The sequence below is a fragment of the Qipengyuania sp. genome (assembly GCF_965277845.1).
Classification (GTDB): Bacteria; Pseudomonadota; Alphaproteobacteria; order Sphingomonadales; family Sphingomonadaceae; genus Qipengyuania.
This window is the reverse complement of sequence record NZ_OZ255844.1, coordinates 2503680-2527325: the sequence shown is the minus strand read 5'-3', so window position 1 is coordinate 2527325 and position 23646 is coordinate 2503680. Positions and strand designations below refer to the sequence as shown.

The window sequence follows — 23646 nt, the reverse complement described above, 5'->3', positions numbered from 1 at the left end:
TCTCCGTCGCTAACCGATAGTGAGAGAGTTGGCTTCTATCGACTCCTTCGCGCTCTCATAGGCTCCAGCAACGCCGCTTTGAAAAGGCTCAGGCAAGTTCATTCTTGCGGCACTCTCTTGTGCCGTATCGAGAACGAACATTGCTTCTTCCTTCGTGAATTGGCCTTTCCAAACAAGCATCTGCAGGGTGCCCACCGAGGCATTGATACTGCCGATAAGACTGCCCGAAAATGCGAAGGCTTCCATCGCAGCGTCTCCGAATTCGTCTTCCTTCACAGTCGTCCTCCATCACAACAACGGTCAGTTTCGTTGCATAACCAAAGGCCGATCACGAGGTATTGATGTAGAAAGTTGTTCACGATGGGTGGAGGGAATCGCTACCCTCCCCTATGTGGCACCCATGCGTATCGCCATTGCCTCCGACCATGCCGCCATCGACCTCAAGGCCGAGCTGCGCGACTGGTTGATCGAGCAGGGCCACGAGGTCGCGGACCTTGGCCCCGAGACCACCGAGAGCGTCGATTATCCCGACTTCGGCTACAACCTGGCGAGCGTCGTTGCAGACGGCACAGCCGAGCGCGGTGTCGCGCTGTGCGGCTCGGGCATCGGTATTTCGATGAGCGTCAACCGCAACCCCGCCGTGCGCTGCGCGCTGGTTTCGGAGCCGCTCTCCGCCAGCCTCGCGCGCGAACACAACAATGCCAACTGCATCGCCATGGGTGCACGCCTGACTGGCAGCGACATGGCCAAGGCGTGCCTTACCGCCTTCCTCGATACCGAATTCGCCGGCGGTCGCCACCAGCGCCGCGTCGACAAGCTTTCCAATCCGGAGATCTGATTTGGCCACCCAGCCCGCAAACACCGACCGCGACCCGATGTACCGTTTCTGGCACGACACGCTCGCCGAGGCCGACCCCGAGATCCACTCAGCGATTCGCAAGGAACTCGCCCGCCAGCAGGACAAGATCGAACTGATCGCGTCGGAGAATATCGCTTCCACCGCAGTGCTCGAAGCGACCGGTTCGGTGTTCACCAACAAATATGCCGAGGGCTATCCGGGCAAGCGCTATTACGGCGGCTGCGACTATGCCGACGTGGTCGAAACCTTGGCAATCGAGCGCGCGAAGCAGCTGTTCGGATGCGGTTTCGCCAACGTCCAGCCCAATTCGGGCAGCCAGATGAACCAGGCGGTGTTCCTTGCGCTGCTGCAGCCGGGCGACACCTTCATGGGTCTCGACCTCAATTCGGGCGGTCACCTCACCCACGGCTCACCGGTCAACCTGAGCGGCAAGTGGTTCAATCCGGTCAGCTACGGCGTGCGCAAGGGCGACGAGCTGATCGACATGGACGAAGTCATGGCGATCGCGAAGGCCAACAAGCCCAAGCTGATCATCGCGGGTGGGACCGCCTATTCGCGCGTGTGGGATTGGGCGGCCTTCCGCAAGGTGGCGGACGAGGTCGGCGCCTATCTGATGGTCGACATGAGCCACATCTCCGGCCTCGTCGCGGGTGGAGCGCATCCCTCGCCCTTCCCGCATGCGCATGTCGTCACCACCACCACCCACAAGAGCCTGCGCGGTCCGCGCTCCGGCGTGATTCTGTGGGACGACGAGGAGCTGACCAAACCGCTCAACATGGCGGTCTTCCCCGGAATGCAGGGCGGCCCGCTGATGCATGTTGTCGCCGCCAAGGCGGTCGCTTTCGGCGAGGCGCTGCGCCCCGATTTCAAGGACTACGCCAACCGCGTGGTCGAGAATGCACGCGCGCTGGCCGACGGCATCGAGGCGAACGGTCTGCGCGTGGTTTCCGGCGGCACCGACAATCACTCGATGCTGGTCGACCTCACGGCCAAGGATGTCACCGGCAAGGCGGCCGAAGCCGGCCTCGACCGTGCCTGGCTGACCTGTAACAAGAACGGCATTCCCTACGACACGCGCAGCCCCTTCGTGACCAGCGGCATCCGCCTCGGTACGCCCGCCGGCACGACGCGCGGTTTCGGACCCGACGAGTTCCGCCGGATTGGCGCGCTGATCTGCGAAGTGGTAGACGGTCTGTCGCGCAATGGCCCCGAAGGTGATGGCCAGGTCGAAGAGCAGGTGCGCGGAAAGGTCGCCGAATTGTGCGCCGCTTTCCCCGTCTATCCCGGCCGCTAAGGAGACAGACGATGGACGACAAGGAACCCCAGGGGCACGAAAACCGGCATCAGGATCACGATCTCGTTTCCGACGCCGGTGACGAAATCAAGGGCATGGCCAAGCAGGGTCTCAACCATCCGTCTACCAAGCCGGTTCTGACCGGTGCCGCAGTCGGTGCGATCGCGGGCGGCATCCTGCCGGTCGTGACCTGGCCCATCGGCCTCGTCGCGGGCGCGGGCTTCATGCTGTACAAGCGCCTCCGACCGTAAATGCGCTGCCCATTCTGTGCCCATGACGACAGCCAGGTAAAGGACAGTCGTCCGACCGAGGATTCGACCTCGATCCGCCGCCGCCGCCAATGTTCGAGCTGCGGCGCACGTTTCACGACCTTCGAACGCGTGCAGCTGCGCGAGGTGACCGTGGTCAAGTCGGGCGACCGTCGTCAGCCCTTCGATCGCAGCAAGCTCGAACAGTCGATTTCGCTCGCCTGCCGTAAGCGCGACGTGCCGCAGGAACGTATCGACCAACTCGTATCGGGCATCCAGCGGCAGGTTGAAACTGCCGGCGAAGCGGAAGTGCCGTCGCAACGCATCGGCGAGATGGTGATGGATGGACTCAAGGGTCTCGACAGCGTCGCCTATATCCGCTTCGCCAGCGTCTATCGCGATTTCAGCGAGGCGCGCGATTTCGAGGAATTCGCCAGCACGGTGCAGGAAGCGGCGTACAATGAGCGAGGCTGATATCCGAAAGCCGGTCGTGGTGCTGGTCCGACCGCAATTGGGCGAGAACATCGGCAAGGCTGCGCGTGCGATGCTCAATTTCGGGCTGACCGAAATGCGCCTCGTCGAGCCGCGCGACGGCTGGCCAAACCCTTCCGCGGGGCCGGCCGCATCGGGCGCCGATGTCGTGCTGGAACGGGCGCGGGTCTATGCCTCGACCGCCGAAGCGGTCGCCGATTGCGCGCATGTCTACGCAACCACGGTCCGCAAGCGCGGCGTGACGAAACCCGTCGTCACGCCCGAGGAAGCGAGCCGCGAGATGGCCGTGGCGGAGGGGCGCAGCGCGATCCTGTTCGGCCCCGAACGCTCGGGGTTGGAAACCGAGGACGTGGCGCTGGCCCGCGCGATCCTGACCGTCCCGATCAATCCCGAATTCGGCTCGCTCAATCTCGCTCAGGCGGTGATCCTGTGCGCCTATGAATGGTCGAAGCACGAGGAGCTGGTGCAGCCCACGCAGGAAGAACTGCTGCCCCCCGCGCCGCAGGAAGACCTCGACGGACTGATCGCGCATCTCGAAACTATGCTCGAGCCGAAGGGCTATTTCCGCCCCGAGTCCCGTGCCGAAGCCACGAGGCGCACCTTACGCGGTGTGTTGACCAAGCCGGGCTGGAACCACCTCGAAGTGCGCACCCTGCGCGGTGTGCTGTCCTCGCTCCAGCGCGAGCCTAAGTTCTGATCCGATCCCATTCGACCAGTTCGTAGGCGATCGAGGTCTCGACGAGCTCTTCCCAGATCTTCGCAATCCCGTCCGCAGGAAGTCCCCTGCCCTCCGCATCCGCACGGGCGTTGGCGATAACCTCCGCCTTGCGCCCTTCGTCGCGCACCACGCTGCGGTCGGTCTTGATCCGGGCGGCGGCCCGCATGTAGCCGAAACGGCGGTCGAGCAGTTCCATCAGCTCGCGGTCGGTGGTATCCACCCCAACACGCACTTCGGTCATGTTCGTGCAGTCTTCAGGCAGTTTGAATTCGTCACTCATGGCACTGCGCCCTGCCGCGCTTGAACCCGCTTGTCGAGCGCCTATCTTACCGCTTGACGCGCTGCACAATATTGCTAGGAGCGCGCCTTCGCAAATTGGCTCCGCACCCCGGTGAAGCGGAAGCCGCGCTGATCGACGATCAGCGGTGCGATGCCGGGTTGGATGGTCACCGATGGGGTGGCCCAGCAAATTGAAGGAAATACCTATGACGAAGCGCACCCGCGCCAAGTACAAGCTCGACCGCCGGATGGGTGAAAACATCTGGGGTCGCCCGAACTCCCCGGTCAACAAGCGTTCCTACGGCCCCGGCCAGCACGGCCAGCGCCGCAAGGGCAAGATGAGCGACTTCGGTCTGCAGCTGCGCGCCAAGCAGAAGCTCAAGGGCTATTACGGCGACGTCACCGAGAAGCAGTTCAAGCGCACCTACCAGGAAGCCTCGCGCATGAAGGGCGACACCGGCCAGAACCTTATCGGCCTGCTCGAACAGCGCCTCGACATGGTCGTCTATCGCGCCAAGTTCGCGCCGACCATCTTCGCCGCCCGCCAGATCGTGAGCCACGGCCACATCTACCTAAACGGCGTGAAGACCAACATCGCCTCGGCCCGCGTAAAGGTCGGCGACGTCGTCAGCCTCGGTAGCAAGGCGAAGGAAATGGCGCTCGTCATCGAAGCGCAGAGCCTGCCCGAGCGTGACATTCCCGACTACGTCGCACCCGACGGCAACGACAAGGTGACCTTCACCCGCGTGCCGAAGCTCGACGAAGTGCCCTACCCGGTCACCATGGAACCGAACCTCGTGGTCGAGTTCTACTCGCGCTAATAAGCCGCGAGGAAAGCGAGATTGAAAAAGGGCGGTCCCTAGCGGGGCCGCCCTTTTTACTGGTCTGGCGGGAAATCGATCGGCGCGTTCTAACTCCCCAATGCCTTTGAGAGAAACGCATCGATTTCGGTCAGCATTTCCGTGCGCACCTTGCTATCGGACAGGCTGTGCTGCAGGTCCTCATACTCAGTGTAGCTGACCTGCTTACCGGCTTCGCGCAGCTCTCGAGCCATTGCACGGGAATGCCGTACGTCAACATTAAGATCGAGCGTGCCGTGAAACAGGGCTACCGGTGCTAGAAATTTCTCAGCATGTCGTAGCGGGCTTCCAGCTACGACATGCGCACCTTCGCCGATGAAGCGGTTGACAAGGCGCGCGTTAGTGTAGCCCCGCGAATCTTCGCGCAGGTATTTGAGATCGGTGACAGGCGCGATCGCGACGATGGCCTTAAAAAGTTCGGGATCGATCACCTGTGATTGCAGCGCTGCGTATCCTCCATAAGACCATCCAGCGATCGCCAGCCTGTCGGGATCGGCGATCCCCTCGGAAACCAGCCAGCGACCGGCATCGGCAACGTCGCCGATCGCGACATCCCAGGCCTTGAAACCGTTTCGACCATACCAAGCTTGACCATAGCCGGAAGACCCGCGGTAGTTCGGCTGGAGAACGGCGTATCCTCGCGCAACGAAGAACTGTACAATCCAATCGAACCCCCACTCGTCGCGAGCGGACGGCCCCCCGTGTGGCAAGACAATCGCGGGCAGGTCAGAGGCCTCCTTCCCAGGAGGCAGCGTGAGATAGCCAGGAATCTGGGTCCCATCCGAAGCCGGATAGGTGATCGGCGTCATCGCTCCCATCCGCCGATCAACTAGGTGTTCGCGCACTGCTAGAAGCGGCTCGAGCTTGCTTGTCTCCTTGTCAAAGAGGTAGGAAAATCCGGGCTGAGTATCGCTGGAAGCCACAATCAAAAGCCGGTTTTCGTCCGCACTTGCGCCAACGATGTTTATGAGTGGTGAGTCTGGCAAAGCGCGTGCAAGACTGCCAGCGAGATTCTTCAACTCCTCGTCGAAGTACGCCACCTCGCGCTTTTCCATCGCGTAGCTTGCCCCAACTACCCTGCGTTGTCGGCCAATCCGAATCAACCTGTCGACGTCGACATCGTCCCGCGCGAGGAGCATCCGCCCTTGGGCCGAACCGTCGAGCGACACTTCGGCCAATGCGTCGAAGCCGTTGCGAGTCACAAAGCCGAAAGCGACATTCCTGGTGCTATCCACTGCGACCGGATAGAAGTCGCTTGTCTTTTCGCCTTCAATTGTAATGTCGTCGAGCCGTTCCCAACTATCGCTCTGTGTCGTGCGATACATAAAGGTCTGCCCACCGCTCAGAATCCCGCGGTCATCTGCAAGGGAGCGGACCTTCAAGCGAATTCGCCCGGCTTGGTCGGCAATGAATCGAGACGCCATCGCGTCAGGCCGCTCCAACGTGGTGCGGCTACCGCTGACGATGTCTACTGAATCTACGCCCAGTCCCTCTCTTTCGTTGGCAAGCCGTGTCCCGGTCGAAAACTCTTTCACATATTCTCGCGTCATCAGGATGCGACCATCCTCTGCGGCTACATCGAGTGCGACAATGTCGCCCCCGTCCTGCCTATGTCCAAGAGCGCTCGAACTGCGCCGCTCAGTTAGAACTTGGAACTCCGACCCGTCGGCGTTCACTGAGAACATACGATCAAATGGCAGCAATAGTCCCCGTTCGTTCTGGGACATTACCCAGACTTGGCAAACAAGTCGGGTTTCGGTCGCCCATTCGCACCGATCCATATTTGCTTTGATCTCTGTGTTCCCAGCAATGGTCTTGACAGACGCATCACCCGAAAGGTCGATGACGTTCAGCACCTCAGAATGTTGGGGGCCAGGGGCGATGAATGCGATTTTGTTTCCCGAAGGCGACAGACTGATGTCGAGAACCGATGCGCGCGAACCATAGCGCGCGGCCGTTTCTTCCAAGGTTTCTGCTTGCGCTGGCAAGGCCATCGCCGTTCCGCCAAGCGCAACAAGACTGACGGCCATGGCCGCCTTCGATAACTTCTGCATGATTTTCGACCCTCACATCCAATGAGCTGGCATATTAGCTAGGGGATGACGGAGATGACAACCCATTCGACCAATTAGTTCAGATCAATTTAAAGAGACTGCCTGGATGTGAAGTTCAAGGAACAATCAAACCTAGTAGAATTGCTTATATCCACTACATCGGGCGGCGTGTGTAGGGAATATACTCTGGATTTAACGTGGATGCGCATTCGCGATTTGGGGCTTCGTCGGACTAGCCGCTGCCGCTAGTGGTCAATAGCGACTCGCGATCTGCAGGGATTTCCAGACCATCGCGACGATGGCGACGGTGATCGCGCCGCCCCAGAACCAGTAGGGCAGGAACAGCGCATCGGCGATCCGGCCCGTGTCCGAGAGGACCAGATGTCCCCCGACATAACCGCCCGGGCTGAACAGGTAGCCAAGGTCCTGGTAGACGCTAACCGCTCCTTGCACGCCGAGAAATTCGACCGCGATCCGCTGCCATTTCTCGTTTCCGCGCAGCGCAATGTAGAGCGAGACGACCGCAAACGCCGGCAGCACGATCCATCCGACGATCGACCGGACCCAGATCAGCGTGGAAACTGCAAGCGCCGCCCCCAGAGCCAGCAACACCCACCGGGTAGCGCGTCGCGAACGGGAGGCGATGATCATCAGGCACCCGGCGATCGTCGGGCCGAGCAGTCCGGTGGCAGCCACGATCGCCTGCCCGACACCCCACATGCGGCCCGAATATTCGGCAAATCCCGAACCGTTTGCGTAGATCACGAGCCGTTCGAAATCGGCGCCCAGCGCGACCGCTGCAAGCCCGTGCGCCATTTCGTGAAACCACGTCGCCAACAGCGTAAACGGCAGAAGGGCGAGCGTTCCGATTTCGGTCTGCCAGGCGATGATCGTCAGCACCGCGATGGCGACGATATAGCTCTGCTCGCGTTGGATCGTAGGTTTCACTTCGTCCTCCGCGTAGGGTAGGCCCCACTTGGCGGGCACGACGAGCGGCTGGGTATTTTTCTCCATGTCCGGCAGACTATATCCGTCCTGCCTTAACGCAAGTAATCCATGCGAAAATCGTTTGCGAAAGCCGAAAAGCGACCTTCGCGGATGGCATCGCGCATGGCCTGCATCAATTGCTGGTAAAAGGCGATATTATGCTCGGTCATCAGCATCGCCCCGAGGATTTCCTGCGATTTGACCAGATGATGCAGGTACGCGCGCGTATAGGTGCCGCAGGTATCGCAGGTGCAGCGGCTGTCGAGCGGGTCCTGGTCTTCGGCAAAGCGCGCATTGCGCAGGTTGATGGGGCCGTTCCACGTGAACGCCTGTCCATTGCGGCCCGAGCGGCTCGGCAGCACGCAGTCGAACATGTCGACGCCGCGCTCGACCGCTCCAACGAGATCGTCGGGCTTGCCCACGCCCATCAAGTAGCGCGGGCGGTCGGCGGGCAATTGGCCGGGCGCGAAATCGAGCGTCGCGAACATCGCCTCCTGTCCCTCGCCCACGGCCAGCCCGCCGATCGCATAGCCGTCGAAGCCGATATCGGTCAGCTTGTCGGCGCTGATCCGGCGCAGTTCCTCGTCGAGCGCACCCTGTTGGATGCCGAACAGGGCGGAGCTCTCCGCATGCTCGCCGCCCGTATCGAAACCGTCGCGACTGCGCCTGGCCCAGCGCATGCTCATTTCCATGCTCGCCGCGATCTCGTCGCGTGGACGGTCGGCGCGCGGGCATTCGTCGAAGGCCATCACGATATCGCTGCCGAGAAGTCGCTGGATCTCCATGCTGCGCTCGGGCGTAAGCATGTGTTTCGACCCGTCGATATGGCTGCGAAACTCGACGCCCTTCTCGGTCAGCTTTCGCAAGTCCGACAGGCTCATCACCTGGTAACCGCCACTGTCGGTCAGGATCGGCCGGTTCCAGTTCATGAACTTGTGCAGGCCGCCGAGCTTGGCCACGCGCTCGGCACCCGGACGCAACATCAGGTGATATGTGTTGCCGAGGATGATGTCCGCGCCGGTCTTGCGCACGGTTTCGGGCTTCATCGCCTTGACCGTGGCGGCCGTCCCGACGGGCATGAAGGCAGGCGTTCGAATATCGCCGCGCAGCATCTCGATCCGTCCGGTGCGCGCGGCACCGTCGGTCACATCGATGGTGAAGCTGAAACGTTCGGCCACGGTCAGAAGCCGTAGATAAGCGTTGCGCGGGTCAGCGTGTCGGTCGACACCTTCCCGGCCGGCGGGTTGCTGTCGTAATCGAGCTGGTAGGACATACGCGCACGCAGACGGTCGCTGACCTGGAAGTTCAGTCCGGTCACCAGGTTGATCGTCGTGTTGGCGCTGTCGATCAGGACCACGGCTTCGCCGCCCGTCTCGGCGACGGCACTCGCATCCTGGGTCAGCGTCAGCCGTTCGAAGATCCTCCAGTCGAAATCGAACCCGGCAAGCGCGGCGATCCGGCTGTCGTTGCGGCCGTCGGTGAACTCTGTGACCCGATAGGCGGGGCCGGCCTTGACGGAGAGGCTCAAACTGTTGTTGTCGAGGACCTGGTAACCGAGGCCGCCGGATATGGCGTAGCGCGCATCGACCCCCTGGATCTGATCGCGCTCGAATTGGGTGAGCCCATAGGCAAACACGCTTTCGTCGAATTGCCAGCGCGGCTCATAGGACAGGAAGAGCTGTTCCCGACTGGTAACGCCGTTCTGCCGCTGAAAGTCGAAGCGAGCGCGCAGGCGATGCGACCAGTCGATCCCCTCTCGCTTGAGTTTGAGGCCTGCGGTGACGCCGACCGTGTCGCTATTGCCGCTGGACTGGAAGCCGCCGAGCTCGCCCTCGCCCTTCCACATCTCGAACAGGCCGGCGCTGCGGATCGCCTGCTCCTTTGCCTCCGCAGCGGCTGCCTGTTTCGCTGCAAGCGAGGTTTGGAATGCGCTCGCGATTTCCTCGATCTCCGCCGTGTCATCGGGCCAGGTCGCGCGCGCCAGATCGAGCACAGTCTTCACCTTGGCTTCGTCGCCAGTCGCTATCGCGGCGTCGATCATCGCCTGCGCGCCTTCGGGAAGCTCGGCCTGCGCAGGCACGGTGGCACCGGCCAGCAGGAGCGGGAAAAGCATCGGGATCAATCGCATGCCGCGCGCCTAGCCTCTTGTCGGCCCGCTCGCCAGTCCGCAATCGAATGCAAGCCTTACGCGCGCAGGCGCCACCCGGTCTTGAAGATATAGCCGATCACGCCGACGCAGAAGGCCAGGAAGCCCAACGTGATGCCGAAGCTAAGCCAGATATCGACATCGCTGCTGCCATAGAAGGTCCAGCGAAGTCCGCTGACCAGATAGACGATCGGATTGGCCAGAGCGATCGTGTCCCACGGCTCGGGCAGCATGTCGATCGAGTAGAAGGTCCCGCCCAGAAAGGTGAGCGGTGTCAGGAACAGCATCGGAATGATGCCCAGTTTCTCGAAATTGTCGGCCCAGATGCCGAGGATGAAGCCGAACAGGCTAAAGGCCGCCGCGACGAGCATGATGTAGAATACCGCCAGCACCGGATGCGCGATCGAATAATCGACGAACAGGCGCGCGGTCAGCAGGATGATCGTGGCGAGGATCAGGCTCTTGGTCATCGCCGCACCGACGAAGCCGATCAGCGTTTCCGCCACGCCGACCGGGGCGCTGAGCAATTCGTAAATCGTGCCCGTGAAACGGGGCATGTAAATCCCGAAGCTCGAATTGCTGGTGGTCTCGCCCAGCAGGGTGAGCATCAGCAGGCCGGGGATGATGAAAGCGCCGTACTCCACTCCGCCGAGGTCGGGCATGCGATTTCCGATCGCCGCACCGAAGACGATGAAATAGAGCGACGTCGTGAGCACCGGCGCGAGTACCGACTGAAAGGCGGTACGCAGGAAACGCATGAGTTCGCGCGTGTAGATCGACCAGGTCGAACGCCAGGAGATCATGCCGCGCCCTCCCCCTCGCCCAGCAGCGACACGAAGATCTCTTCGAGGCTGCTCTCGCGCGTGTCGATGCCGGTGTAATCGATCCCGGCGGCGATCAGTGCCTTGGTCAGATCCGCAACCTCCGACTTGCCCAGTCCGGTACCATCGCCGCCCCGATAGCACAGCGAGGAGCCGCCCTGTTCCAGTTCGACGGGAAAGCGCGCGATTTCGGGTGGCAGCACCGCCAGCGGCTTGGCCAGCGTGATATGCGCCTCGGTCCGGCCGAGCCGCTTCATCATGGCTTCTTTCTCGTCCACCATCAGCAGCTTGCCGCGATTGATGATCCCGACGCGGTCGGCCATCATTTCGGCTTCTTCGATGTAGTGCGTTGTCAGAATGATCGTGACGCCGCGTTCGCGCATTTCGTCGATGATCGCCCACATGCCCTTGCGCAGTTCGACGTCGACGCCCGCGGTGGGCTCGTCGAGAAAGAGCAGGTCGGGTTCATGCGCGAGTGCCTTGGCGATCAGCACGCGGCGCTTCATCCCGCCGGACAGCGCCATGATCCGTTCGTCGCGCTTGTCCCACAGGCTCAGGGATCGCAGGATCTCCTCGATCCGCCCCCGGTCCGGTGCCAGCCCGAACAGCCCGCGCGAATAGCTCACCGCGCGGTGGACAGGCTCGAACATGTCCGTGCTGAGTTCCTGCGGGACGAGGCCGATCCGGCTTCGCGCCTTGCGCCAGTCGCGCGCCATGTCGTGGCCGAAGGCGCGGATCGTGCCCGAGGTCGGTCGTACCAGCCCGCAGACCGCGCCGATCAGCGTGGTCTTGCCCGCGCCATTGGGCCCGAGCAGCGCGAAGATTTCCCCCTTGCGAATGGTTAGATCGACGTCGTCGAGCGCTTTCAGCCCGCCGGGATAGACCTTCGACAGGCCGGAAAGTTCGAGAATCGAATCCACGCGCTCCTAGCTAGCGGCGATCCAGTTGCCGTGGAACCCCGGTGGAATCACATGCGGGATATGGATCGCCGCAATCAGTTCGAGGCTGGTCGCATCGAGGATTTCGAGCGCGCTGGTGCCTTGATTGCGGTCGATGACGTAGCCCATCACCCACCCATCGCCTTCGGGCGCATCCGGGCTGCGCGGCACGAACACGAACTCGCCGGGAATGCGCCCCTCGCCGAAATCGCGCTGCACGCGCTTTCCCGTTTCGAGGTCGTGGCGGTAAAGCGGCATGGGCGCGACGAATTCAAGGTCGCCATCCTCTGGCAGGCCGGTCACCCAGAGATAGCGATAAGCGCGCGTGAATAAGCGTTCGTCCGGGCGAGGAAACTCCTGGCCCGAAGGATCGATCGTCTTGCGCTCGACCTTTCCGCCCTTTCCGTCGAGTGTCCAGCGTTCCAGCCCGAGCGACTTTCCATATGGCCCCGGCATGTCGCCATCGAAAATGGTCTCGTAGGCGCACAGGTCGATCACCACGCGGCCGTTTGCATCTTCGAAGCTGTTGCCGACATGGAAGACATAGGCCGGATCGACGGCATGCCAGACGATGTCCTCGCTCGACCCGCCACGCGGCAGCAGGCCGACGCGGGCCGCGTGCTCGCGGTTCCAGCGATAGGGGAACTTGTAGCCGGCCAGCAGCGCCGAGACCGAAAATGTCACCGGCAGGTCGAGGATCACCACATAGTTCTCGGTCAGGGCGCAATCGTGGATCGAGGGGCCGTTGCGCACCGCGATGTCGGTTTCGCGCAGGACCGTGCCGTCGGCGGCCATGACAACATGGCGGATCGTGTCCTGCGAGGTCGCCTCGTAGCAGATCGCGTGGAATTCGCCGGTCGCGGGGCATTGGTGCGGATGCGCCGTGAAGGAGCCGGTCAGCCCGCCGCCGAAGTCGGAATAGGCGACCGATTCGAGATTGCCATCGAGCTCGACCGGAAAGCTGCTCGCTTCGACCAGAGCCATGATCTTCCCGCCGATGTCGAGCACGTTGGTATTGACCGTATCGCCAAAGCCGCGACGCGGACCGCCGACCGCGGGCGGGCCGCCCTTGCCTTCGAGTTCGCGCGAGCGGATGAACCGGTTGCGGTACCACTCGGCCCGGCCGTTCTTCAGCCGCACGCCGTGGACCATCCCGTCACCGATGAACCAGTGGTGCCCCTTGGCGCCATTGCCGTAAGGATTGGGTCCGATCCGGACATAGCGACCGTCGAGCTCCGGCGGGATGGTGCCGGTCACTTCGAGATCATCAAGCGTGAATTCCTCGGCAAGCGGCGTATGGACACCGCGCAGGAAAGGATTGGTGTCCGCGCCGGGCAGCCGCGCCCGATTGATCGTCGACACAGCCTGGATCGCGGGGGTGACTGCCTTGCGGATGGTTTTCTCGATGACGCTTGCCATGACCGACTCGCTCCGGTTAAAGTAAACACTGTAAACATAGAGGTCATGGTAACAGTGTCAACATCGCCTGCCGCCTACCATCACGGGAACCTGCGCGACGCGCTGCTGGCCGCTGGGCTGCAAGCGCTCGAAGGGCCCGGGGGCAAAGCCCCCTCGTTGCGCGAACTGGCGCGCGCAGTGGGTGTTTCGCCGACGGCCGTCTATCGCCACTTTCCCGACAAGCACGCGCTCGACAAGGCGCTGGCGAGAGAGGGACTGAAGCTGCTCGGCAACGAGCAGGCGGTCGCCGCGAAGGAGGCAGGGGGCGGCGCTGCGGGATTTGCCGCGACGGGCCGTACCTACGTGCGCTTCGCGCTCGCCCATCCCGCGCTTTTCCGCCTGATGTTCACGCAGGGCCATCCGGTCGGCGATGGCGAAGCGCCCGACGAGGCGCGCGCGCTGCTGACCGCCAATACGCAGGCGCTGGCAAGCGATCCCGAACGCGCGGAGCTTCTCGCCCTCCAGGCATGGTCGATCGCGCATGGCATCGCCATGCTCATGCTCGACGGGCGGATCCCGGCGGACGATGCGCTGATCGAGCGGATGCTCGATACCAAGAGCGTGTTTCCCTGATCAGGGCAGCAGCAGCGAGGAATCGCCGTAGCTGTAAAAGCGATACTCGCCGGCGATGGCGTGGTCGTAAGCGGCCATCATCCGTTCGCGGGTCATCAAGGCGCTGACCAACATCATCAGAGTTGATTTGGGCAGGTGGAAATTGGTCATCAACCCGTCGACCGCGCGGAATGAATAGCCGGGCGTGATGAAGATATCGGTGTCGCCCGCAAAGGGCCGGATAACGCCATCTTCGCCCGTCGCGCTCTCGAGCAGGCGCAGACTGGTCGTGCCGACCGCGATCACCCTGCCCCCGGCCTGGCGCGCGGCATTGAGGCGGTCGGCGACATCGGGCTCCATCCGGCCCCATTCGGCATGCATCGCATGATCGTCGGTATCCTCGGCCTTGACCGGAAGGAAGGTTCCCGCGCCCACATGCAACGTCAGCGTTTCGCGCGCGATCCCCGCCGCATCGAGCGCAGCGATCAGTGCAGGCGTGAAATGCAGGGCAGCGGTCGGCGCGGCGACCGCACCGTCTTCCTGCGCGAACATGGTCTGGTAGTCCTCGCGATCCCGCTCGTCGGTCGCGCGCTTGCCTGCGATATAGGGCGGCAGCGGCATCCGCCCCGCGCGTTCGAGCAGCACCTCGACCGGCTCGTCGCCTTCGAAGAAGAGCACGAAGCTGCCATCGGCGAGCCGTTCTTCGGCAATCGCCGTTACTCCCCCGCCGAATTCCGCGACGTCGCCGATCCGCAGGCGCTTGGCATTGCGCACGAAGGCCTGCCAGCGCCGCAGGTCGATCCGCTTGTGCAATGTCGCGCCGATCTTCGCCTCGCCCCGGCGCCCCTCGAGCTGCGCGGGAATGACGCGCGTGTCGTTGAAGACCAGCACATCGTCGGCGCGCAGCAGTTGCGGCAGGTCGCGCACGCCACAATCCTCGAACGGGCCCTCGCCCCGCACCACCAGCATGCGCGCGGCATCGCGCGGGCGCGCCGGACGCAGCGCGATGCGCTCGGACGGAAGTTCGAAATCGAAAAGGTCGACTTTCATGGCCAGCGCCGCTTAGGGACGCGGCCCGAAAGGCGCAATTGCTATTCCTGGATCGGTGCGTTCAGATCGTCGACGCTGATCTCGTCGGCCACGCGCGGTGCGGTATTGACCGGCACCGGCTTGTTGTCCGCCGCGATCGAAGCCTGAACGATACGCGTCGGATTTGCAGGTGGCTCGCCGCGCTGGATCGCGTCCACCGCCGCCATGTTCGAAATCACCCGCCCGAAATTGGTATAGGTATTGTCGAGGTTGAAGCGGGGGTAGAAGACGATGAAGAACTGGCTGTTCGCACTGTCGGGGCTGGCCGCACGGGCCATCGACACCGTACCGCGGACATGCGGCATGCGGTGAAATTCCTCCGCGATGTCCGGCAGCTCGGACCCGCCGGTTCCGGTACCCGTCGGGTCGCCGGTCTGCGCCATGAACCCATCGATGACGCGGTGGAAGATCACGCCGTCGTAAAAACCCTGGCGGGTGAGCGTCTTGATCCGCTCGACATGGTTGGGCGCCCAATCGGGTTTCAGCCGGATCGCCACCCGTTCGCCATTCGACAGATCGAGCAGTAGAATGTTCTCGAGATCTTCGTTCACATTGAAATTGACCGGCGTGAACACGCGGGTGTCGGCGGCAGCCTCGGCGGTCGCGGTCTCATCCTGCGCCTGGGCGGCGAAGGGCGTCGCGGCAAACGTAAGCGCGGCAGCAAGGGCAAGCGAAGTCTTGAGCATCGTCATTCCGTAGCAATGTCCTGGATTGCGGACCCTCTAGCGAGGCGTGACTGTCCGTTCAATGAATAGGTTAGGCGTGGCTCTCAGCCCCCGCGCCGACCGATTTTCTCGACCCGCGCTTCGACATCGGCGCGCACCGCGGGCGTCACGAATTTCTCGATCGGCCCGCCATAGAGGGCGATTTCCTTGACCAGGCGGCTGGCGATGGGCTGGAGTTCGACATCGGCCATGAGAAACACGGTCTCGATCTGGTCGTTGAGCTGCCGGTTCATGCCGGTCAGCTGATATTCGTACTCGAAATCGGTCACGCCGCGGATGCCGCGGATGACGATCCCGGCGTTCATGCGCTCGGCGAAATCCATCAGCAGCGAATTGAAGCCGACCACGCGTATGCTGTCAGAGGCTACGCCGGCGACCTCGCGCTCGACCATCGCGATGCGTTCGTCATCGTCGAACATGGGTGATTTCGCGATATTTGTGGTAACGCCGATGATCAGCTCGTCGACGAGCTTCGCACCGCGCTCGATAATATCCATATGGCCGAGCGTTATGGGGTCGAACGTACCCGGATAGATTCCGATGCGCTTGGCCATCAATGATCCCTCTTCACGATGAAATGCGCGAGATCGACAAGCAGGCGCGCGTCTTCACCATGTCCGGCCAGGTGCCGTCCCGCCTGCTCAACCAGCATGGTTGCCTGCGAGCGGGCCTGCTCGACCCCCATGAGCGTGACGAATGTCTGCTTGCCCTGCCCCTCGTCCTTGCGCAGCGCCTTGCCGGCCTTCTCTTCATCGCCTTCCACATCGAGCAGATCGTCGGCAATCTGAAAGGCAAGGCCGATGTCGCGGGCATAGGCGCGCAGATGCGTACGCCCTTCGGGGGGCACGCGTCCGAGCACTGCGCCCATTTCGACACTTGCCGCCAAGAGCGCACCGGTCTTGAGTTGCTGCAGGCGTGTGATCTGGCGCAGGTCATAGTGCTGTTCTTCGGACACGATGTCCATCATCTGACCGCCGGCCATGCCGTCATGACCGCTGGCGCGCGCGAGGGTCGCAACGAGTTCGGCGCGCACGAAGGGGTCGGTGCTGGTATCGGGCTGGGTCAGGATGTCGAAGGCCAGCGCATGCAGGCAATCGCCCGCCAGGACCGCGGTCGCCTCGTCGAAGGCCTTGTGGAGCGTGGGCTTGCCATGCCGCAGCTCGTCGTCGTCCATGCAAGGCAGATCGTCATGGATCAACGAATAGGCATGGATCGCCTCTACCGCGCAGCCCGCATTGATCGCGGCATCGCGATTGACGCCGAACAGATCGGCAGTCGCCGCCAGCAGCAGCGGACGCACGCGCTTGCCGCCACCGATTGCCGCGTAGCGCATGGCTTCTACCAACCTGGCCCTGGTATCCTGCGGCACCGGGAGGAAAGCGTCGAATGCGCTGTCGATCTCGCCCTGAATCCGTTCGAAGGCCTCGCCAAGCAAGTCGGGCATAGCCGCCACGACGGTCACGCGTTGCCGTCCGCATCGAAGGGCTCGGTGCGCGCCGGCTTGCCATCGGCCCCAGCAACGATCTTCTCGATCCGCGCCTGCGCGGTATCGAGCCGCGCCTGGCATGCCTTGCGCAGCTGTTCACCGCGTTCGTAAAGGTCGATGCTTTCATCGAGCGGGACGTCGCCGCTTTCGAGCCGCCGGACGACGCTTTCGAGTTCGCGTAACGCCTGCTCGAAACTCAGGTCGGAAATTTGTGACTGTTCCTCTGCCATCGCGGGCCAGCATTGACGGCCCGCCTGCGTGCGGTCAAGTAAGCCCCAGAGGGGGACGCGATTATGACGTGGATTGTCGCAGCGATCGCCGCTGCACTGGTTTTCGGGGCACTCGATGCGGTCTGGCTGAGCTGGGCGGGACCCAATTTCTACCGGCCCAGGCTAGGCGATATGCTGGCCGAGAGTTTTCGCATGGCTCCCGCGCTGGTCTTCTACGCCGCCTATATCGCCGCCATAGTCTGGTTCGCCGTGCGCCCCGGCCTTGCAAACGGCCTTGGTACCGCCGCGCTCAATGGGGCGCTGCTCGGCGCGATCTGCTATGCGACGTACGACCTCACCAACCAGGCGACTTTGCGGACCTGGTCGACCACGGTCACGATTACCGACATCGCCTGGGGCGCCTTCGCCACTGCCGTAGCGGCGAGCGCGGCGACGTATGCCGCCGAGAGGTTCGCATAGCCGATGTTCATCGGCCACTTCGCCCCTGCCCTTCTGGCCCGCGGAGTCACCGACGAAGCGCCACGGCTCGGGGTTTTGTTCATTGGAGCACAACTCGTCGACTGGGCGTTCTTCGCGCTGGCGATCATCGGGATCGAAAAGATGCGCGTCGTCCCCGGTATTACCGAAATGAATGCGTTCGACCTGTACCACATGCCCTATACGCACAGCCTGCTCGGCACCGCATGCTGGGCACTGGCATTCGCCGCGGTCGTGTGGTTCATCTCACGTAATGTCGTCGCGGCGACCTGGGGCGGGATCGTGGTGCTCAGCCACTGGCTGCTCGACCTGTTGACCCATCGGCCGGACCTTACCATCGCGGGCGGCGAAGCGCGCTACGGTCTCGGCCTGTGGAACCTGCCTTCGATCGCAATACCGCTGGAGATCGGCATCGTCCTGCTGGCTTACTGGTTCTACATCAGCCGCACCAAGGGCCCGCTGATCCCGCCGCTGATCCTGCTCGCGGCGATGCTGCTCTTCCAGGCGATCGACTGGTTCGGCCCACAACCCGTGCGGTCGGGATTCGGCCTGTACTTCGTCGGCATGCTGGCCTTCGCCTTTCTGACCGCACTTGCCTTCTGGGTGCATTCGACGCGGTGGCATAAAAACAAGGTGGGACTGGCGGTGTCGAGCGTGCAGCGCTAAGCGCGCGCGCATGGCAACCGTCGAATCCGCAATCACCCCCGAGGTCGTCGCACAGCACGGCCTCAGCCCCGAGGAATACGAACGCGTCCTGCACGCGCTGGGCCGCGAGCCCAATCTGGTCGAGCTGGGCATCTTCTCGGTCATGTGGTCCGAGCATTGCAGCTACAAGAGCTCGCGCCTCCACCTGAAAAAGCTGCCGACCGAGGCGCCGTGGGTGATCTGCGGTCCGGGCGAGAATGCCGGCGTGATCGACATCGGCGACGGGCAGGCCGCCATCTTCAAGATGGAGAGCCACAACCACCCGAGCTACATCGAGCCCTACCAGGGCGCGGCAACGGGCGTCGGCGGTATCCTGCGCGACGTCTTCACCATGGGGGCGCGACCGGTCGCCAACGCCAACGCGCTGCGCTTCGGGCGGCCGGAGCACCCCAAGATGCAGCATCTGGTCAAAGGCGTGGTTTCGGGCATCGGCGGATATGGCAATTGCGTCGGCGTGCCGACCGTGGCGGGCGAGACCAATTTCCACCCCGCCTATGATGGCAACATCCTCGTCAATGCGATGACCGTTGGCGTCGCCGATGCGGACAAGATCTTCTACTCGGCTGCGACCGGGGTCGGAAACCCGATCGTCTATGTCGGTTCGAAGACCGGCCGCGACGGTATCCACGGCGCGACCATGGCGTCTGCCGATTTCGAGGAAGACGCCGACGCCAAACGTCCCACGGTGCAGGTGGGCGACCCTTTCACCGAGAAGCTGCTGATCGAAGCCTGCCTCGAACTCATGGCGACCGATGCGATCGTCGCCATCCAGGATATGGGCGCGGCGGGGCTGACTTCGTCCTCGGTTGAAATGGCAACCAACGGCAAGGCAGGCATCCGGCTCGACATGGACAAGGTGCCGTGCCGCGAAGAGGGCATGACGCCTTACGAGATGATGCTTTCGGAAAGCCAGGAGCGCATGCTCATGGTGCTGAAGCCCGGCAAGGAAGAAATGGCCGCGGCCATCTTCGAGAAATGGGAACTCGATTTCGCCGTCATCGGCGAAGTGACAGACACGCAGCACATGGTGCTCGAATTCGGCGGCGAGGTCGTGTGCGATATCCCGCTCGGCCCGCTCGCGGCCGATGCGCCCGAATACGACCGCCCCTACCTCTCGAAGGAAGACTACACCGCCTGGGCGGGCATCAAGCCGATGACCGAGCGCCCGGACACGGACGATGTCGGCGGCGACATGATGAAGCTTCTGGCCTCGCCCAATCTGTCCTCGCGCAAGTGGATTAGCGAGCAGTACGACAGCCAGGTCGGCGCGGACACGCTGCAGACCGGCGGCGATGCGGGCGTGGTCCGCGTCCACGGCACCAAGAAGGCGCTGGCGATCAGCACCGACTGCACCCCGCGCTATGTCCATGCCGATCCCTATGAGGGCGGCAAGCAGGCGATTGCCGAGACATACCGCAACCTATGCGCAGTGGGCGCGCGCCCGCTGGCGGTGACCAACTGCCTCAATTTCGCCAATCCGCAGCGCCCGGAAATCATGGCGCAGTTCGTTCATGCTCTCGAAGGCATGGGCCGCGCCTGCCGCGTGCTCGACTTCCCGATCGTGAGCGGCAATGTCAGCCTCTATAACGAGAGCAAGGCGACCGGTGGCGGTTCGGCGATCCTGCCCACCCCGGCCATCGGCGGTGTGGGCCTGATCGACGATTACGACCGCATGATGACCATGCCGTTCAAAGCCGAGGGCGAGGCGATCTACCTCATCCATGCCGAAGAATGGGCCACCGCCGATCCCGAGCGTTCGCATCTCGGCAAGTCGCTGTGGCTCAGCGAAATTCACGGCCGCGACGAAGGGCGAACCCCACCCACCGATCTCACGGTCGAGAAGAGCGCAGGCAGGATCATTCTGCAGCTCATCGCCGACGGCCTGGTCAGCGCGGTTCACGACGTATCGGATGGCGGTCTCGCCATCGCGCTTGCCGAGATGGCCATGGCCGGCGGCATCGGCGCAGACGTCGAGTGGAACGAGGAATATACCAAGGCCGCATGGTGGTTTGGTGAAGACCAGGGCCGCTATGTCGTGACCGTCCCCGATACGCAGGCGCTCAACGAGGCGCTCGCCAAGGGCACGGAGAACGACGAGACCGCCTCGATCGGCTTCCGCCGCATCGGCAAGACCGGCGGCACTACGCTGCTCGATAAGTCGATCGACGAAATGCGCACCGCCCACCGCAGCTTCTTCAGCGAGTGGATGGAGGCGTGACGACCCTCGAGGGCGGCTGTCATTGCGGCACGATCGCAGTGAAGCTTGAAACGCCCTCGAGCGTGGGTGCCATCACGCCGCGCATGTGCGGTTGCGGTTTCTGCCGCAAGCATCCCGCAAAATGGTTCGCAGATTCGCATGGGCGCCTGACGCTGTCCTTCACAGCCGAACCGACGCGCTATCGGTTCGGCACAAAAACGGCGGATTTCCTGCTCTGCGCCCAATGCGGCGTGATCGTCGCAGCAATCTGTAAGGTCGAGGATGCGGCATATGGGATCGTCAATCTCAATTGCTTCGAAAGGCCAGGCGGGTGGCAGGAACCCGATGCTCTGAGCGATTTCGACGGCGAGGGTACGGGCGATCGTCTCGCGCGCCGTGCTCGCAACTGGATGCCGGTCACTTTGCCGAATGTGTGGTCGACGGATGGTGGGCACCCTCTGTCTTCATGGGGTTCGTCTGATGGAATGGAGTCGACCAGATCCGGCGAAGGGTCCAAGAGGCCTGGCATGACCGCTGGATATTCCGGAACACCGCTCGCCAAGAAGCTCAGCCTGCGCGACGGCCAGCGTGTATGGTTCGACGGCATGCCCGAAAGTGTGCAGGACGAGATCGGCGAATATGCGCTCGAACTGACCTTTGTCGGCGGCCCGGAAGAAGGCCCCGACGCTGCGCATCTGTTTGTCACCGAACGCGCATATCTGGCGGCCAAGCTGGCCGTCCTGAAGGAGCATATGGCACGCGATGGGCACGTCTGGGTGAGCTGGCCCAAGCGGGCATCCAAGGTCCCGACCGACATTACCGAGGACACCATTCGCGATGTCGCTCTGCCGATGGGGCTGGTCGATACCAAGGTCTGCGCAGTCGACGAAGTTTGGTCGGGACTCAAGCTGGTCATCCGCAAGGAGCTACGCTGAACCGATTCTCCTTTCCAGATCGGCCGGTTCCGCCCTAGAGAGGTCTCAGGGTCGCGCTCGCCAGAAGGGGAGACGGCGACATGAGCAATCGGACATGGCTGGGACTTTGTGCAGGGGCCGCGCTGGCATTTACGGGCGCCACGGGGGCGCTCGCGCAGATGTACGAGAAGATCATGCTGGTGAATTCGACCGGCTATACGATCGCGCAAATCTACATCTCGCCCGCAACGTCGGACAGCTGGGAAGAAGATGTGCTCGAATGGGACGTGCTCGAGGATGGGCAGCAGTTCGAGGTCGATTTCCGCCGCGCCGAGAATACCTGCGACTGGGACCTCAAGGTCGTCTACAGCGACGGTTCGGATGCGATCTGGGATGGACTCGACCTGTGCGAGGACTGGCATTTCGAACTGTTCTACAATGCGCGAACCGGGGATACCCACCTGACCGCATCGAGCTAGGGGTCGAGACACTCGCAATCATGCGGTAGGAACGGTGTCATGCGCGATCATGAAACCGTTCCCTATTCGCTCCCCCGGATCCCGGACGAGGAAAGCATCGCCCGGGCCCAAGCCTTGCGCGACAGGCTTAAGCAGCGGCGTACCTGCCGCTATTTCTCGGACGAACCGGTCCCCCGCGCGGTGATCGAGGCAGCGATCGAGGCGGCGGGAACGGCGCCCAACGGCGCCAACCACCAGCCCTGGCATTTCGCAGTGGTGTCATCGCCCGGAAAAAAACGCGCCCTGCGCGAGGCGGCGGAGGAAGAGGAGCGCAATTTCTACGCCGGCAAGGCCAGCGAGGAATGGCTCGAAGCGCTGGCGCCGCTTGGGACCGACGAGGACAAGCCCTTCCTCGAAACCGCACCCTGGCTGATCGTCGTGTTCGCCCAGCGCAAAGGCGGCATCGAGGAAGACGGCAAGACGCAGAACTACTACGTCAACGAAAGCGTCGGCATCGCCTGCGGCATGTTGATCGCAACGCTGCACGAGGCGGGGCTCGCCACTTTGACCCACACGCCCTCCCCCATGGGATTCCTACGCGAGCTGTGCGGGCGCCCCGATCATGAAAAACCCCTGATGGTTGTTGTGGTCGGCCATCCCGCAGAGGGAGCGACCGTGCCTGCCCATGCGCTGAAGAAGAAGCCGCTGGAACAGATCGCCAGCTGGCTCTGAAATGCGGGACTGGCGGGGACGTCAGAGGTTCATGCGGCTCGAATTTGCCTGAGATTCCCGCTTATGCGGGAAATCGCCCCTGACGTCAGGCCGCGGCCATCTCAGGCGTCTTGCGCGGGGCGAGAAGATCGTAGGGATCGATCCCTTCTTCGCGCCAGACGCGATGGCATTCGCGATAGAGATCCGGTTCGGGAATGTTCAGTTCGGCGCGCGCCTGCTGCAGATCCTTGCCGAGCAATTCGCGGATCGACAGCTCCACCAATGGCGGACAGGCCCGCCCGGTCCGATGGGCCTGGCGCACTGCTTTCATGACCGGCGCCTTGCTCTTGACCAGCTTCTTGAGATGCAGCGACCCGGCATAGCCCAGCAACAAATGCCCCTGACTGGGGCTCTGGCCGTGGGTGAACAGCAGTACGCATTGTTCACCCAGCGCATCGCGGCCATAGCCGGTCAGCACATGCATGAGATCGTGCGTGTCGCGCTGGCGATAGCCAAACCACTGGATGAGATCGTCATAAGTCGGGCGCTGCGCCTTTTCCGACTCTTCTACCAGACCTGCCGCAGAGAGGCCTTCGCGTTCCATAAAGTCGCAATAGGCATGTGCAACCGAGCCTTCCGGCAGCTGGCGCAGCGCATCGTGATCGTCGAGAATCGGAGGAAGGAAGGGCTCGCTAGCACGGAGCGCCTCGCCATGCGGGCTCAGCGTCAGAGCGCGCACCCGGGGGATGAACTGGCCGGATGGCAACGCGTCGTAGATCTTGAATACCTCGACCGTGTTCTCCTTGTCCTTCAACAGCTCGCGAAAGTGTTTGAGCGCGGTCACCGGCCGATAGCGCGCCTTGGGGCGGCGCGGATGACGCAGCGGCGTTCCATCGCGAGCGGTTTCGAAGTCGGCGATGTCGAAGGCGCTGCTAGTCATGGGCTTGT

General features: G+C 62.9%; 28 protein-coding genes. 13 read left to right on the top strand and 15 right to left on the bottom strand.

The window, feature by feature from the left end; genetic code table 11:
* Positions 1 to 9: 9 nt before the first annotated feature.
* Positions 10 to 276 carry a hypothetical protein gene (locus ACQY4G_RS12375; protein ID WP_421991276.1) on the bottom strand — a complete coding sequence of 89 codons (267 nt, stop codon included), beginning with the start codon at positions 274 to 276 and terminating at the stop codon, positions 10 to 12.
* A 124-nt stretch (positions 277 to 400) separates the two neighbouring features.
* Here ACQY4G_RS12375 and rpiB point away from each other — a divergent pair, with 124 nt between their 5' ends.
* Genes rpiB through ACQY4G_RS12350 form a run of 5 tightly spaced genes read left to right on the top strand, consistent with a single transcriptional unit; the run spans position 401 to position 3590 of the window.
* On the top strand, positions 401 to 838 hold the full coding sequence (gene rpiB, locus ACQY4G_RS12370; protein WP_421991274.1) for a ribose 5-phosphate isomerase B: 438 nt from the start codon (positions 401 to 403) through the stop codon (positions 836 to 838).
* Positions 839 to 875: 37 nt separating this feature from the next.
* Positions 876 to 2153: a serine hydroxymethyltransferase gene (gene glyA, locus ACQY4G_RS12365; protein WP_421993658.1), complete on the top strand. Its 1278-nt coding sequence runs from the start codon at positions 876 to 878 to the stop codon at positions 2151 to 2153.
* An 11-nt stretch (positions 2154 to 2164) separates the two neighbouring features.
* A complete protein-coding gene (locus tag ACQY4G_RS12360) occupies positions 2165 to 2404 on the top strand; it encodes a hypothetical protein (protein ID WP_291178029.1) in 240 nt (79 codons plus the stop codon).
* The gene (gene nrdR / locus ACQY4G_RS12355) at positions 2405 to 2875 is read left to right on the top strand and encodes a transcriptional regulator NrdR (RefSeq protein WP_421991272.1); all 471 of its coding nucleotides are present in this window, start codon (positions 2405 to 2407) and stop codon (positions 2873 to 2875) included.
* Entirely contained in the window at positions 2862 to 3590 is a 729-nt protein-coding gene (locus tag ACQY4G_RS12350; protein WP_421991270.1) for an RNA methyltransferase, read from the top strand. The genes nrdR and ACQY4G_RS12350 overlap by 14 nt, the downstream gene beginning before the upstream one ends.
* On the opposite strand, the gene ACQY4G_RS12345 is transcribed toward ACQY4G_RS12350, so the two are convergent.
* Positions 3580 to 3891 carry a chorismate mutase gene (locus ACQY4G_RS12345; protein ID WP_291178034.1) on the bottom strand — a complete coding sequence of 104 codons (312 nt, stop codon included), beginning with the start codon at positions 3889 to 3891 and terminating at the stop codon, positions 3580 to 3582. The two genes, ACQY4G_RS12350 and ACQY4G_RS12345, sit on opposite strands and share 11 nt — an antisense overlap.
* A gap of 205 nt (positions 3892 to 4096) precedes the next feature.
* On the opposite strand from ACQY4G_RS12345, the gene rpsD reads away from it, so the two are divergent.
* Complete coding sequence (gene rpsD / locus ACQY4G_RS12340; RefSeq protein ID WP_067690276.1) at positions 4097 to 4711, top strand: 30S ribosomal protein S4; 615 nt, start codon at positions 4097 to 4099, stop codon at positions 4709 to 4711.
* An 89-nt stretch (positions 4712 to 4800) separates the two neighbouring features.
* On the opposite strand, the gene ACQY4G_RS12335 is transcribed toward rpsD, so the two are convergent.
* The 7 genes from ACQY4G_RS12335 to ACQY4G_RS12305 all read right to left on the bottom strand — a co-directional run bounded on the left by ACQY4G_RS12335 (position 4801) and on the right by ACQY4G_RS12305 (position 13115).
* On the bottom strand, positions 4801 to 6804 hold the full coding sequence (locus tag ACQY4G_RS12335; protein WP_421991268.1) for an alpha/beta hydrolase family protein: 2004 nt from the start codon (positions 6802 to 6804) through the stop codon (positions 4801 to 4803).
* A gap of 252 nt (positions 6805 to 7056) precedes the next feature.
* The gene (locus tag ACQY4G_RS12330) at positions 7057 to 7818 is read right to left on the bottom strand and encodes a M50 family metallopeptidase (RefSeq protein ID WP_421991266.1); all 762 of its coding nucleotides are present in this window, start codon (positions 7816 to 7818) and stop codon (positions 7057 to 7059) included.
* 26 nt (positions 7819 to 7844) lie between these two features.
* Entirely contained in the window at positions 7845 to 8969 is a 1125-nt protein-coding gene (tgt, locus tag ACQY4G_RS12325; RefSeq protein WP_421991264.1) for a tRNA guanosine(34) transglycosylase Tgt, read from the bottom strand.
* Positions 8970 to 8971: 2 nt separating this feature from the next.
* Entirely contained in the window at positions 8972 to 9919 is a 948-nt protein-coding gene (locus ACQY4G_RS12320) for a DUF481 domain-containing protein (RefSeq protein WP_421991262.1), read from the bottom strand.
* A 56-nt stretch (positions 9920 to 9975) separates the two neighbouring features.
* Positions 9976 to 10740 (bottom strand): ABC transporter permease, encoded by a 765-nt coding sequence (locus ACQY4G_RS12315; protein WP_291173381.1) that lies wholly within the window; start codon positions 10738 to 10740, stop codon positions 9976 to 9978.
* Entirely contained in the window at positions 10737 to 11678 is a 942-nt protein-coding gene (locus ACQY4G_RS12310) for an ABC transporter ATP-binding protein (RefSeq protein ID WP_421991260.1), read from the bottom strand. Before ACQY4G_RS12310 ends, ACQY4G_RS12315 begins: the two co-directional genes overlap by 4 nt.
* Before the next feature lie 6 nt (positions 11679 to 11684).
* Positions 11685 to 13115 (bottom strand): carotenoid oxygenase family protein, encoded by a 1431-nt coding sequence (locus tag ACQY4G_RS12305; protein ID WP_421991258.1) that lies wholly within the window; start codon positions 13113 to 13115, stop codon positions 11685 to 11687.
* Between the two features lie 45 nt (positions 13116 to 13160).
* Between ACQY4G_RS12305 and ACQY4G_RS12300 the strand changes: the two genes are divergently transcribed.
* Positions 13161 to 13727, top strand: coding sequence for a TetR/AcrR family transcriptional regulator (locus ACQY4G_RS12300; protein ID WP_067688654.1), 567 nt, complete (start codon positions 13161 to 13163; stop codon positions 13725 to 13727).
* On the opposite strand, the gene queA is transcribed toward ACQY4G_RS12300, so the two are convergent.
* The 5 genes from queA to ACQY4G_RS12275 all read right to left on the bottom strand — a co-directional run bounded on the left by queA (position 13728) and on the right by ACQY4G_RS12275 (position 17236).
* Complete coding sequence (gene queA, locus ACQY4G_RS12295) at positions 13728 to 14756, bottom strand: tRNA preQ1(34) S-adenosylmethionine ribosyltransferase-isomerase QueA (protein WP_421991256.1); 1029 nt, start codon at positions 14754 to 14756, stop codon at positions 13728 to 13730.
* Positions 14757 to 14797: 41 nt separating this feature from the next.
* Positions 14798 to 15481: a peptidylprolyl isomerase gene (locus tag ACQY4G_RS12290; protein WP_421993656.1), complete on the bottom strand. Its 684-nt coding sequence runs from the start codon at positions 15479 to 15481 to the stop codon at positions 14798 to 14800.
* Positions 15482 to 15564: 83 nt separating this feature from the next.
* Entirely contained in the window at positions 15565 to 16074 is a 510-nt protein-coding gene (gene coaD, locus ACQY4G_RS12285; RefSeq protein WP_291178065.1) for a pantetheine-phosphate adenylyltransferase, read from the bottom strand.
* Entirely contained in the window at positions 16074 to 16964 is an 891-nt protein-coding gene (locus ACQY4G_RS12280) for a polyprenyl synthetase family protein (protein WP_067690269.1), read from the bottom strand. Before ACQY4G_RS12280 ends, coaD begins: the two co-directional genes overlap by 1 nt.
* 14 nt (positions 16965 to 16978) lie before the next feature.
* A complete protein-coding gene (locus ACQY4G_RS12275; RefSeq protein WP_291173363.1) occupies positions 16979 to 17236 on the bottom strand; it encodes an exodeoxyribonuclease VII small subunit in 258 nt (85 codons plus the stop codon).
* 63 nt (positions 17237 to 17299) lie between these two features.
* On the opposite strand from ACQY4G_RS12275, the gene ACQY4G_RS12270 reads away from it, so the two are divergent.
* From ACQY4G_RS12270 to ACQY4G_RS12245, 6 genes are all read left to right on the top strand, one after another.
* Complete coding sequence (locus ACQY4G_RS12270; protein WP_291173360.1) at positions 17300 to 17695, top strand: DUF2177 family protein; 396 nt, start codon at positions 17300 to 17302, stop codon at positions 17693 to 17695.
* A gap of 3 nt (positions 17696 to 17698) precedes the next feature.
* Positions 17699 to 18379, top strand: a complete 681-nt coding sequence (locus ACQY4G_RS12265; protein WP_421991254.1) for a hypothetical protein — start codon at positions 17699 to 17701, stop codon at positions 18377 to 18379.
* Positions 18380 to 18389: 10 nt separating this feature from the next.
* Positions 18390 to 20636, top strand: a complete 2247-nt coding sequence (purL, locus tag ACQY4G_RS12260; RefSeq protein WP_421991252.1) for a phosphoribosylformylglycinamidine synthase subunit PurL — start codon at positions 18390 to 18392, stop codon at positions 20634 to 20636.
* Positions 20633 to 21550 (top strand): GFA family protein, encoded by a 918-nt coding sequence (locus ACQY4G_RS12255; RefSeq protein ID WP_421991250.1) that lies wholly within the window; start codon positions 20633 to 20635, stop codon positions 21548 to 21550. The genes purL and ACQY4G_RS12255 overlap by 4 nt, the downstream gene beginning before the upstream one ends.
* Before the next feature lie 80 nt (positions 21551 to 21630).
* Positions 21631 to 22008, top strand: coding sequence for a hypothetical protein (locus tag ACQY4G_RS12250; protein WP_291173924.1), 378 nt, complete (start codon positions 21631 to 21633; stop codon positions 22006 to 22008).
* Positions 22009 to 22047: 39 nt separating this feature from the next.
* Positions 22048 to 22719, top strand: a complete 672-nt coding sequence (locus ACQY4G_RS12245) for a nitroreductase family protein (protein ID WP_421991248.1) — start codon at positions 22048 to 22050, stop codon at positions 22717 to 22719.
* 85 nt (positions 22720 to 22804) lie between these two features.
* On the opposite strand, the gene ACQY4G_RS12240 is transcribed toward ACQY4G_RS12245, so the two are convergent.
* Complete coding sequence (locus ACQY4G_RS12240) at positions 22805 to 23638, bottom strand: Coq4 family protein (RefSeq protein WP_421991246.1); 834 nt, start codon at positions 23636 to 23638, stop codon at positions 22805 to 22807.
* Positions 23639 to 23646: the final 8 nt, after the last annotated feature.

Coding starts and splice junctions, on each gene's coding strand:
- rpiB (WP_421991274.1), top strand. CDS start 401: ATGCGTATCGCCATTGCCTCCGACCATGCCGCCATCGACCTCAAGGCC.
- glyA (WP_421993658.1), top strand. CDS start 876: ATGTACCGTTTCTGGCACGACACGCTCGCCGAGGCCGACCCCGAGATC.
- ACQY4G_RS12360 (WP_291178029.1), top strand. CDS start 2,165: ATGGACGACAAGGAACCCCAGGGGCACGAAAACCGGCATCAGGATCAC.
- nrdR (WP_421991272.1), top strand. CDS start 2,405: ATGCGCTGCCCATTCTGTGCCCATGACGACAGCCAGGTAAAGGACAGT.
- ACQY4G_RS12350 (WP_421991270.1), top strand. CDS start 2,862: ATGAGCGAGGCTGATATCCGAAAGCCGGTCGTGGTGCTGGTCCGACCG.
- ACQY4G_RS12345 (WP_291178034.1), bottom strand. CDS start 3,891: ATGAGTGACGAATTCAAACTGCCTGAAGACTGCACGAACATGACCGAA.
- rpsD (WP_067690276.1), top strand. CDS start 4,097: ATGACGAAGCGCACCCGCGCCAAGTACAAGCTCGACCGCCGGATGGGT.
- ACQY4G_RS12335 (WP_421991268.1), bottom strand. CDS start 6,804: ATGCAGAAGTTATCGAAGGCGGCCATGGCCGTCAGTCTTGTTGCGCTT.
- ACQY4G_RS12330 (WP_421991266.1), bottom strand. CDS start 7,818: ATGGAGAAAAATACCCAGCCGCTCGTCGTGCCCGCCAAGTGGGGCCTA.
- ACQY4G_RS12320 (WP_421991262.1), bottom strand. CDS start 9,919: ATGCGATTGATCCCGATGCTTTTCCCGCTCCTGCTGGCCGGTGCCACC.
- ACQY4G_RS12315 (WP_291173381.1), bottom strand. CDS start 10,740: ATGATCTCCTGGCGTTCGACCTGGTCGATCTACACGCGCGAACTCATG.
- ACQY4G_RS12305 (WP_421991258.1), bottom strand. CDS start 13,115: ATGGCAAGCGTCATCGAGAAAACCATCCGCAAGGCAGTCACCCCCGCG.
- ACQY4G_RS12300 (WP_067688654.1), top strand. CDS start 13,161: ATGGTAACAGTGTCAACATCGCCTGCCGCCTACCATCACGGGAACCTG.
- queA (WP_421991256.1), bottom strand. CDS start 14,756: ATGAAAGTCGACCTTTTCGATTTCGAACTTCCGTCCGAGCGCATCGCG.
- ACQY4G_RS12290 (WP_421993656.1), bottom strand. CDS start 15,481: ATGCTCAAGACTTCGCTTGCCCTTGCTGCCGCGCTTACGTTTGCCGCG.
- coaD (WP_291178065.1), bottom strand. CDS start 16,074: ATGGCCAAGCGCATCGGAATCTATCCGGGTACGTTCGACCCCATAACG.
- ACQY4G_RS12280 (WP_067690269.1), bottom strand. CDS start 16,964: ATGCCCGACTTGCTTGGCGAGGCCTTCGAACGGATTCAGGGCGAGATC.
- ACQY4G_RS12275 (WP_291173363.1), bottom strand. CDS start 17,236: ATGGCAGAGGAACAGTCACAAATTTCCGACCTGAGTTTCGAGCAGGCG.
- ACQY4G_RS12270 (WP_291173360.1), top strand. CDS start 17,300: ATGACGTGGATTGTCGCAGCGATCGCCGCTGCACTGGTTTTCGGGGCA.
- ACQY4G_RS12265 (WP_421991254.1), top strand. CDS start 17,699: ATGTTCATCGGCCACTTCGCCCCTGCCCTTCTGGCCCGCGGAGTCACC.
- purL (WP_421991252.1), top strand. CDS start 18,390: ATGGCAACCGTCGAATCCGCAATCACCCCCGAGGTCGTCGCACAGCAC.
- ACQY4G_RS12250 (WP_291173924.1), top strand. CDS start 21,631: ATGAGCAATCGGACATGGCTGGGACTTTGTGCAGGGGCCGCGCTGGCA.
- ACQY4G_RS12245 (WP_421991248.1), top strand. CDS start 22,048: ATGCGCGATCATGAAACCGTTCCCTATTCGCTCCCCCGGATCCCGGAC.
- ACQY4G_RS12240 (WP_421991246.1), bottom strand. CDS start 23,638: ATGACTAGCAGCGCCTTCGACATCGCCGACTTCGAAACCGCTCGCGAT.